We start from the raw sequence: 8,916 nt of genomic DNA on the forward strand, positions 1-8,916 counted from the left end.
TGGTGTGAGTGAATGGGGCTGGGGCTGTTGACTCCCGCTCCGGCCTTCAATAAGAACCGCGCCAGTCTCATGGAATATAAGGCTGGATTCGGTTCCTCAACGGGGTTGGGGGTCGGGGTCCGGTCCCTTGTTGTTGAACAATACGAGCCTACATAGAGCTCGGAATGATGGAGAGTGGACGTGGCTCGTATTGCTGGCGTCAATATCCCGACCAACAAGCGCGTAGTCATCGCGCTTCAGTACATTCATGGGATCGGCGCGAAATTCGCCAAGGACATCACCGAGAAGGTCGGCATCCCCGCCGAGCGCCGCGTCAACGACCTGACCGACGCCGAAGTGATCCAGATCCGTGAAGCCATCGACCGCGACTATGTGGTCGAGGGCGATCTTCGCCGCAGCGTGGCGATGAACATCAAGCGCCTGATGGACCTCGGCAACTACCGTGGCCTCCGTCACCGCAAGGGCCTGCCGGTCCGTGGCCAGCGCACGCACACCAATGCGCGCACCCGCAAGGGTCCGGCCAAGCCGATCGCCGGCAAGAAGAAGTAAGACGGGCCGCGAGGGGATAACCCCCTCGCTCCCTGATGTAGCTGCTGGAACTACGGCAGCGCTGATATCGAACTGAGGAAGCAAATTGGCAAAACCTGAAGTTGCGCGCGTCAAGCGCAAGGAACGCAAGAACATCACCAATGGCGTTGCGCATGTGAATGCGTCGTTCAACAACACCATGGTCACCATCACCGACGTGCAGGGCAACACCATCTCCTGGTCGTCCTCGGGCGTGATGGGTTTCAAGGGGTCGCGCAAGTCGACCCCGTATGCCGCCCAGGTCGCGGCGGAAGACGCGGCCAAGAAGGCCCAGGAACACGGCATGAAGACCCTCGAGGTCGAGGTGCGCGGTCCTGGTTCGGGTCGTGAGTCCGCGCTTCGTGCGCTGCAGGCTGCTGGCTTCAACGTCACCAGCATTCGCGATGTCACCTCGATCCCGCACAACGGTTGCCGGCCGCGCAAGCGTCGCCGCGTCTAACATCCGTCACGGTAGATCTCCCGGCGCGCCCCTCGCGCCGGGATAGGGATATTGCATAGCGGACAGGCGGTTAGGCGGACCGCCCATTTGAAAGGACACCACCGTGACCATCCAGCGGAACTGGCAGGAACTCATCAAGCCGACCAAACTGGACATCGTTTCGGGCAGCGACAGCGTTCGCACGGCTTCGGTCGTGGCCGAGCCGCTTGAGCGCGGCTACGGCCTGACGCTCGGCAACGCGCTGCGTCGCGTGCTGCTGTCGTCGCTCCAGGGCGCAGCTGTTACCGCGATCCAGATCGACGGCATCCTGCACGAATTCTCGTCGCTCCCGGGCGTTCGGGAAGACATTACCGACCTCGTGCTGAACGTCAAGGAAATCGCCCTCAAGATGGGTGGCGAAGGCCCGAAGCGTCTCACCCTCACCAAGCAGGGCCCCGGTGCGGTCGTTGCCGGCGACATCAAGGTCACCGGCGACATCGAAGTGCTGAACCCGGACCTCGTGATCTGCCACCTCGACGACGGTGCCGAGATCAACATCGAGTTCACGGTCAACACCGGCAAGGGTTATGTCCCCGCCGACAAGAACCGTCCGGACGATGCCCCGATCGGCTACATCCCGGTCGATGCCCTGTTCTCCCCGGTCCGCCGCGTCTCCTACAAGGTCGACGCGACCCGCGCCGGCGAGAGCCTCGACAAGGACAAGCTGACGCTGACCGTCGAAACCAACGGCGCCATCTCGCCTGAGGACTCCGTAGCCTACGCCGCGCGTATCCTCCAGGACCAGCTGTCGGTGTTCGTCAACTTCGAGGAGCCGACCAAGGAGAAGACCCAGGACACGGTCCCGGAGCTTGCCTTCAACCCGGCCCTGCTCAAGAAGGTCGACGAGCTCGAGCTGTCGGTCCGTTCCGCCAACTGCCTGAAGAACGACAACATCGTCTATATCGGCGACCTGATCCAGAAGACCGAAGCCGAGATGCTGCGCACGCCGAACTTCGGCCGCAAGTCGCTCAACGAAATCAAAGAAGTGCTGGCTCAGATGGGCCTGCACCTCGGTATGGATGTGCCCAACTGGCCGCCTGAGAACATCGACGATCTGGCCAAGCGCTACGAAGATCATTATTAAGCCGGCCAGCACAGCCGCCAACCGCCCGTCGTGAGACGCCCGGGCCTTAGGGAGTAACAAAATGCGCCACGGCAATTCGAACCGTAAGCTCAACCGGACCTCGTCCCATCGCAAGGCCATGTTCGCCAACATGTCCGCCTCGCTGATCAAGCACGAGCAGATCGTGACCACCTTGCCCAAGGCCAAGGAACTGCGTCCGATCGTCGAGAAGCTGATCACGCTGGGCAAGCGCGGCGACCTGCACGCCCGCCGCCAGGCCATCGCCCAGATGAAGGACGAGACCCAGGTTGCGAAGCTCTTCTCGGTCGTCGGTCCCCGCTACAAGGACCGCAACGGCGGCTATATCCGCATCCTCAAGGCCGGCTTCCGCTACGGCGACAACGCCGCCCTCGCGGTGATCGAGCTGGTCGACCGCGACGTCGACGCCAAGGGCCTCGATTCGGGTCCGGTGGAAGCGCGCGAGACCGAAGACGAAGCCGCCGCGGCGTAAGCCCGAAGCATCGGCACAACATCAATGGCGGTCCGGTTGCCCGGGCCGCCTTTTCGTTTGACCGCGGAACATATTCTGCGCGGTAATGGCGACACTCGATTGGGGAGAGTGAGATGACGGACCAGGGCCTGATCCTCGTCACCGGTGCGACCGGTTTCGTCGGCAAATGGACAATTCTCGAGCTGCTGAGAGCGGGCCATCAGGTGCGTGGCACCGTGCGCTCGCTGTCCCGCGCCAGTGAGGTCATGGACACGCTGGCCGCCGAACTGGGGCAGGGCGCCCTAGTTCACCTCGAGCTCGTCGAAGCCGACCTCCTCGAGGACAAGGGCTGGGCTGACGCGATGCAGGGCGTATCCGTCGTCATGCACATCGCCACCGCCATACGCGCCGATGAGCCCAAGGACCAGAGCCTCGTCGTCCGCCCGGCGCTCGAAGGCACGCAGCGCGTCCTGCGCTTCGCCAACGAAGCTGGCATCAAGCGCTTCATCATGACCTCGTCGATCGCCACCGTCGGCTACGGCCACGGCCAGACCAGCGGCCGGCGTGTCTATGACGAGACCTATTTCACCAATCTCGACGGCATGCGCTGGACCTGGGCCTATTGCGTGGGGAAGACCAAGGCCGAGCAGTTCGCCTGGGCCTTCGCCAAGAACAACGGCATCGGCCTCACCACTATCCACCCGGGCGCCATCATCGGGCCGGCGCTAGACCAGGACGCCAGCATCTCGCTGGGGCTGGTCTCAGGCCTCCTGAACGGCACCACCCCCGCCATGCCCTCCAACGGCTTCTCCATCATCGACGTCCGCGACGTCGCCGCCCTCCACCTCGCCGCGCTCGACAATCCCGAAACCATCGGCCAGCGCTACCTCGCCACCGCCGAATACGTCCCGTTCCCCGAGGTCGGCAACATCCTCCGCGCAGCCCACCCGGAGTGGCAGGTGACCTCCAAGACCGTCCCCGACTGGATCATCAAGCTGATCGCCGCCTTCGGTGGCCCGGCGCGCCAGATCATCAACGATATCGGCAACGAGAAAGTGTTCGACGGCTCCAAGGGTGAGAAACTCCTCGGCCGCAAGTACATAGCCGCCAAGGACTCGATCCTCGCCACCGCCGATAGCGTCATCCGCCTGGGACTGGTGAAACAGAAGACCTCGTAGCGCGGCCACCGCCGACGCCGATCACGATCACACTCCTAGACCTCGCGTTCGAGTCCCCGGGCGCCGTACAGGTCGTCGAGTTCGCGCATCGATGTAAGTTCAATCATCGGGTGTCCGCTGGCGTTCAAGATCGCCCGATCCCGCGCGTGCTTCCGCGGTTGCTCGAAAACGATGAAGCGCGCAAGCGACCACTTGAGCCGGTCGACGCCCCCTTCGAGTTGGCCGGGGCGGTTCTTCGCGAACAGTGTCCGCCGCACGTAGCGACTGAGTCCGCGTAGCGGCTCGCTCCCGAGGAACACGATCCCAGTCGCCCGGTCCAGTCGTTGCCTTATCCGGCCGAAATAGTTCCCTTTATCACCCACCGCTCACCGGCAACGGCCTCGGCGTGCAGTCGCTCGAACTCGTCGTCCGGCCGCATCTCCCAGTCGGTATGGGGCTGGTGCCGCAGCAAGTCGAGATACACTGCCGGCAATCCGAGCTTCCGCTCCAAGGCTCGGGCCAGCGTCGATTTCCCGGAGTTGGATGGCCCGCAGATCATGATCCGCGAGCCCAGCATTTCAACGGGCAGATAGCTCATCGGCACACCCCTTTGCGTGTCGCGCGGCAAACTTATTCCCGCGTCGGGGATTCGGCTTATACTGCATGTACCTTTCCGATGCGAGGTGCCGACGGGGCATCGCGGAGAGGGTTCGGGCCAGGCGGAGGCCGCCTCCCTTGGGGTTTGGTGAAAGCGTACGCTTTGCGCACCACCGAGCCAAAAAACCGTACGCAATTGGGCGGGGCGAGAGTCCCAACCTTGTACAGTTCGCGGGACGACCCGCACCGGGACGAAGTCCCGTCCATGCCGCTTCAAGAGCGGCAAGAAATGCAAGAAAACCCCGATGGCCCAGGCCAGTCGGGCGCCTCGACACGTCCGGAGGGCGTCGGCAGCCACTCGTCTTTCCCCCGTCGCACCAACGGACTAAGCTCCGGGCATCACGGAGGAAGCCTTGTCGAGAATCGCAATCATCGGTGGCAGCGGCCACGTCGGCACCTATCTGGTGCCTCGCCTGGTCGAGGCCGGCCACAGCGTCGTCAACGTCACCCGCGGCCAGCGCAAGCCCTACACGCCGAACGCCGCCTGGGGCGAAGTCGAGACCATCCTCATCGACCGCGACGCCGCTGAGGCCGAAGGCAGCTTCGGCGTGGCCATCGCGGCCCTCGAGGCCGACATCGTCATCGACATGATCTGCTTCACCCTGCCAAGCGCCCGGCACCTCGTCGAAGCCCTGCGCGGCCGGGTCCAGCACTTCATCCAGTGCGGCACCATCTGGGTCTACGGCCACAACACCGCTATCCCCGCCACCGAGGATCAGCCGCTAAACCCGTTTGGAGAGTACGGCACCCAGAAGGCCGCCATCGAGACCTTCCTTCTCGCCGAAGCCCGCCGCGCGGGCTTTCCGGCCACCACGTTCCGGCCCGGCCACATCGTCGGCCCCGGCTGGAGCCCCCTGAACCCCGCCGGACACTTCAACGCCGAAGTGTTCTCGCAGATCGCCCGTGGCGAGGAACTGGCGCTCCCCAATTTCGGCCTCGAAACCGTCCATCACGTCCACGCCGACGATCTCGCCCGACTGGTCATGGCCATTATCGCTTACCGCTCTACCGCCATCGGCGAAGCCTTCAACGCGGTGTCGCCCCAGGCCATCAATCTGCGCGGCTTTGCCGAAGCCATGTATCGCTGGTTCGGCCGCGAGCCGCGCTTGAGCTTCCAGCCCTACGACGAGTGGCGCACCCATCAGGTCCCCGAGGAAGCCAACGCCACCTGGGAGCACATCGCCCGCAGCCCGAGCCACTCGATGGACAAGGCCCGCCGCCTCCTCGGCTTCACCCCCCGCTATTCCTCGCTGGAGGCGGTGCAGGAAGCGGTCGCCTGGCTGGTCGACAACGGCCGGGTGGAACGCCCGCAAGACTAGCCGCCCCGTCCGACCCGGGGCAGGCGCAAAATTATCCGCGCGCCCCCTTCACTGTGTCAGCCCCCTTGTCTAACAAGGGCCTAGTAATCGATTGCACGGACAAGGGGCAGCGCACATGTCTACCATCATCGACATCACCGGCCGGCAGGTCTTTGACAGCCGTGGCAACCCCACCGTCGAAGTCGACGTGGTGCTGGATGATGGCAGCTTCGGCCGCGCTATGGTACCCTCGGGCGCTTCGACCGGCGCCCACGAAGCCGTGGAACTCCGCGACGGCGGCAAGCCCTTCCTCGGCAAGGGCGTCACCAAGGCCGTGGATTTCGTCAACACCGAGATTTTTGCCGAGATCCAGGGCCTCGACGCCCTCGACCAGATCGGCGTCGATCGCACGATGATCGAGCTCGACGGCACCCCCAACAAGTCCCGACTCGGCGCCAATGCCATCCTCGGCGTCTCGCTTGCCGTCGCCAAGGCCGCCGCGGAATCGAGCGAGCTGCCGCTCTACAAGTATGTCGGCGGCCCCAACGCCCACGTCCTGCCGGTCCCGATGATGAACATCATCAACGGCGGCGCTCATGCGGACAACCCGATCGACATGCAGGAATTCATGATCCTCCCCGTCGGCGCCGAGAGCATGGCGCACGCGGTGCAGATCGGCTCGGAAATCTTCCACACCCTGAAGAAGGGCCTCGCCGCCGACGGCCACAACACCAATGTCGGCGACGAAGGCGGCTTCGCCCCCAACCTCAGTTCCGCCGAAGCCGCGCTCGAGTACATCGTCAAGTCGATCGAGAAGGCCGGCTATACCGCCGGCAAGGATGTCTATCTCGGTCTCGACTGCGCCTCGACCGAGTACTTCAAGGGCGGAAAGTACGAGATGGAGGGCGAGGGCAAGACCCTTACCTCCGAGCAGAACGCGAAATTCCTCGCCGGTCTCGTGGACAGGTTCCCCATCATCACCATCGAAGACGGCATGGCCGAAGACGACTGGGACGGCTGGAAGGCGCTCACCGACCTGCTAGGCAAGAAGATCCAGCTCGTCGGCGACGACCTGTTCGTCACCAACACCGAGCGCCTGCGCTCCGGCATCAAGATGGGCGTCGCCAATTCGATCCTCGTGAAAGTGAACCAGATCGGCTCGCTCTCCGAGACCCTCGACGCCGTCGACACCGCCCACCGCGCCGCCTACACCTCGGTGATGTCGCACCGCTCCGGCGAAACCGAGGACTCGACCATCGCGGACCTCGCCGTCGCCTGCAACAGCGGCCAGATCAAGACCGGCTCGCTGTCCCGCTCCGATCGACTGGCCAAGTACAACCAGCTGATCCGCATCGAAGAGCAACTCGGCACGGCGGCGAAGTACGCCGGCCGCAGCATTCTTCGCGGCTGATCTGAAACCCTGACACGCGGCGGTAGCTGAATCGGCTACCGTCGCGGTCATGAGCGACCACCTTCGACACTCCGGCCGGCCTGCAGCCGCACAAGCCGACGCCCTGCGCGAGATCATCCGCGCAACGCCCATCCTGCTGGATGTCCTCGATCGGGCGCAGTCGCTAGCGTTACCCGATACCTGGCTCGTCTCCGGCGCCATCTACAACAGCGTCTGGAACCACCTGACCGGCCGCCCGCCGCTCACCGGCATCAACGACATCGACCTGTTCTACTTCGACGCCTCGGACCTCAGCTACGAGGCCGAGGACCGGGCTATCCGCGCCGCCGAGAAAGCCTGCGCCGGCCTGCCGCTGCCGGTTCAGCTCCGCAACCAGGCCCGCGTCCACCTCTGGTACGAGGACCATTTCGGCGAACCCTACGCGCCGCTCGGCTCCTCGTGCGAAGCTATCAACCGCTTCGCCTCGCTCACCCATTCCGTCGGCGCACGCCTCGACGGGGCAGGGGAGATCGAACTCTACGCCCCCTACGGCCTCGATCACCTGTTCAGCTTCCGCATCGTCCCCAACCGGGGGCGCAACAATCGCGAGACGCATGAGAGGAAGGGTGCCCGGGCAAAGTCGGTATGGCCCGAGGTAGTGGTGAAGCCTTGGTGAGGGGCCCGAAGCAGACCCAACCCTCCAATAAACACGGCCTCTCCCCAACCACCGGCGCACCTCCCCTTGATGGGGGAGGCGGGTAGGGGCCGTCTGCGTCAATCGGGACTCTTATCCCCCCACTCCATCCATCGGCTACGGTGCAACCACCCGTTAAGCCGCGGCGAACTATAAGAGGAGCCAAGAGAACCAAGCGCAGCCTCACCCATGCCCACCCGTCTCAAACGCCCCGCCTTCTGGCGCCACGTCGCAGTCGCGCTCGGGCTCATCGCTTTCCAGGGGTACCTGGGCTACAGTGTCGTTACCGGGCAGTTCGGCATCGAGAGCCAGGATGTGCTCGAGGCCGAGATCGATGAGCTCAGTGCCGCTTCTGGTGCGTTGCAAGCCGATATCGATTCGTTCCGGCATCGGATCGAACTGTTCCAGACCACCAGGATGGACCCCGATCTAGTCTCCGAGCGCGCGAGGGCGCTGCTATCAATGGCGCAGGCCGATGATATCGTGGTGATGGTGGACCCCGCGACCGGTAAACCTTATTCAAGTTCAGATTTGATATCAACCACAGACAAGTTAACTGGAATTATTGAAAGCGGCATAGACTGATAGCGCCGTTTCTTCGCGCAATTCCGGGATTCGCATCAGCCACCATTTTGCGCTAAGCTCCGCCCGTTCGCGGCCTATCGCCGCGCGGCAACGATGCGGCTCAGTCCTATTCCGGAGATCTCGCCCATGGCGCGTAAAGCGGCGGCCACACCGGCCCAGTCCAACGTCCCCGAACTGACCAAGGATCAGGAACTCTCCGCTTACCGCGACATGCTGCTCATCCGCCGCTTCGAAGAGAAGGCCGGTCAGATGTACGGCATGGGCCTGATCGGGGGTTTCTGCCATCTCTATATCGGCCAGGAAGCAGTGGTCACCGGCGTCACCATGGCCTCGAAGAAGGACCAAGACGCCCAGATCACCGGCTACCGTGACCACGGCCACATGCTGGTGATGGGCCTCGACCCCAAGGGCGTGATGGCCGAGCTCACCGGCCGCGGCGGCGGGCTGAGCAAGGGCAAGGGCGGCTCGATGCACATGTTCTCCAACGAGCACCGCTTCTACGGCGGCAACGGCATC

General features: G+C 64.0%; 12 protein-coding genes. 10 read left to right on the forward strand and 2 right to left on the reverse strand.

All coding sequences use genetic code 11. The features are described from left to right. Positions 1 to 180 precede the first annotated feature (180 nt). The 5 genes from rpsM (at position 181) to JWQ89_RS00040 (ending at position 3,797) form a co-directional block, all read left to right on the forward strand. Positions 181 to 549: a 30S ribosomal protein S13 gene (gene rpsM / locus JWQ89_RS00020; protein ID WP_299637314.1), complete on the forward strand. Its 369-nt coding sequence runs from the start codon at positions 181 to 183 to the stop codon at positions 547 to 549. A gap of 85 nt (positions 550 to 634) precedes the next feature. Continuing rightward, positions 635 to 1,027, forward strand: coding sequence for a 30S ribosomal protein S11 (gene rpsK / locus JWQ89_RS00025; RefSeq protein ID WP_299637316.1), 393 nt, complete (start codon positions 635 to 637; stop codon positions 1,025 to 1,027). A 103-nt stretch (positions 1,028 to 1,130) separates the two neighbouring features. Then, positions 1,131 to 2,150, forward strand: a complete 1,020-nt coding sequence (locus JWQ89_RS00030) for a DNA-directed RNA polymerase subunit alpha (protein ID WP_299637318.1) — start codon at positions 1,131 to 1,133, stop codon at positions 2,148 to 2,150. Positions 2,151 to 2,211: 61 nt separating this feature from the next. Continuing rightward, complete coding sequence (rplQ, locus tag JWQ89_RS00035) at positions 2,212 to 2,640, forward strand: 50S ribosomal protein L17 (protein ID WP_299637320.1); 429 nt, start codon at positions 2,212 to 2,214, stop codon at positions 2,638 to 2,640. A gap of 113 nt (positions 2,641 to 2,753) precedes the next feature. Next, entirely contained in the window at positions 2,754 to 3,797 is a 1,044-nt protein-coding gene (locus JWQ89_RS00040; protein ID WP_299637322.1) for an NAD-dependent epimerase/dehydratase family protein, read from the forward strand. A gap of 35 nt (positions 3,798 to 3,832) precedes the next feature. Here the strand turns inward: JWQ89_RS00040 and JWQ89_RS00045 are convergent, their stop codons facing one another. Beyond that, positions 3,833 to 4,096: a hypothetical protein gene (locus JWQ89_RS00045; protein ID WP_299637324.1), complete on the reverse strand. Its 264-nt coding sequence runs from the start codon at positions 4,094 to 4,096 to the stop codon at positions 3,833 to 3,835. Between the two features lie 29 nt (positions 4,097 to 4,125). Next, complete coding sequence (locus JWQ89_RS00050; RefSeq protein ID WP_299637326.1) at positions 4,126 to 4,374, reverse strand: hypothetical protein; 249 nt, start codon at positions 4,372 to 4,374, stop codon at positions 4,126 to 4,128. Between the two features lie 412 nt (positions 4,375 to 4,786). On the opposite strand from JWQ89_RS00050, the gene JWQ89_RS00055 reads away from it, so the two are divergent. The 5 genes from JWQ89_RS00055 to JWQ89_RS00075 form a co-directional block, all read left to right on the forward strand. Beyond that, positions 4,787 to 5,752, forward strand: a complete 966-nt coding sequence (locus JWQ89_RS00055) for an NAD(P)-dependent oxidoreductase (protein WP_299637327.1) — start codon at positions 4,787 to 4,789, stop codon at positions 5,750 to 5,752. 115 nt (positions 5,753 to 5,867) lie between these two features. Beyond that, positions 5,868 to 7,142, forward strand: a complete 1,275-nt coding sequence (eno, locus tag JWQ89_RS00060; RefSeq protein ID WP_299637329.1) for a phosphopyruvate hydratase — start codon at positions 5,868 to 5,870, stop codon at positions 7,140 to 7,142. A gap of 49 nt (positions 7,143 to 7,191) precedes the next feature. Next, entirely contained in the window at positions 7,192 to 7,797 is a 606-nt protein-coding gene (locus JWQ89_RS00065; protein ID WP_299637330.1) for a nucleotidyltransferase family protein, read from the forward strand. A gap of 207 nt (positions 7,798 to 8,004) precedes the next feature. Beyond that, positions 8,005 to 8,400: a septum formation initiator family protein gene (locus JWQ89_RS00070; protein WP_299637331.1), complete on the forward strand. Its 396-nt coding sequence runs from the start codon at positions 8,005 to 8,007 to the stop codon at positions 8,398 to 8,400. Between the two features lie 126 nt (positions 8,401 to 8,526). Beyond that, positions 8,527 to 8,916: thiamine pyrophosphate-dependent enzyme (locus JWQ89_RS00075; protein WP_299637333.1), on the forward strand; the 390-nt coding region annotated here is incomplete at its 3' end.

The organism is Devosia sp., assembly GCF_028290645.1.
Classification (GTDB): domain Bacteria; phylum Pseudomonadota; class Alphaproteobacteria; order Rhizobiales; family Devosiaceae; genus Devosia_A.

Bases quoted from the DNA above. Each gene is read 5' to 3' on its own strand.
- JWQ89_RS00065 (WP_299637330.1), top strand. From the start codon at position 7,192: ATGAGCGACCACCTTCGACACTCCGGCCGGCCTGCAGCCGCACAAGCC.
- JWQ89_RS00070 (WP_299637331.1), top strand. From the start codon at position 8,005: ATGCCCACCCGTCTCAAACGCCCCGCCTTCTGGCGCCACGTCGCAGTC.
- eno (WP_299637329.1), top strand. From the start codon at position 5,868: ATGTCTACCATCATCGACATCACCGGCCGGCAGGTCTTTGACAGCCGT.
- JWQ89_RS00040 (WP_299637322.1), top strand. From the start codon at position 2,754: ATGACGGACCAGGGCCTGATCCTCGTCACCGGTGCGACCGGTTTCGTC.
- rplQ (WP_299637320.1), top strand. From the start codon at position 2,212: ATGCGCCACGGCAATTCGAACCGTAAGCTCAACCGGACCTCGTCCCAT.
- JWQ89_RS00050 (WP_299637326.1), bottom strand. From the start codon at position 4,374: ATGAGCTATCTGCCCGTTGAAATGCTGGGCTCGCGGATCATGATCTGC.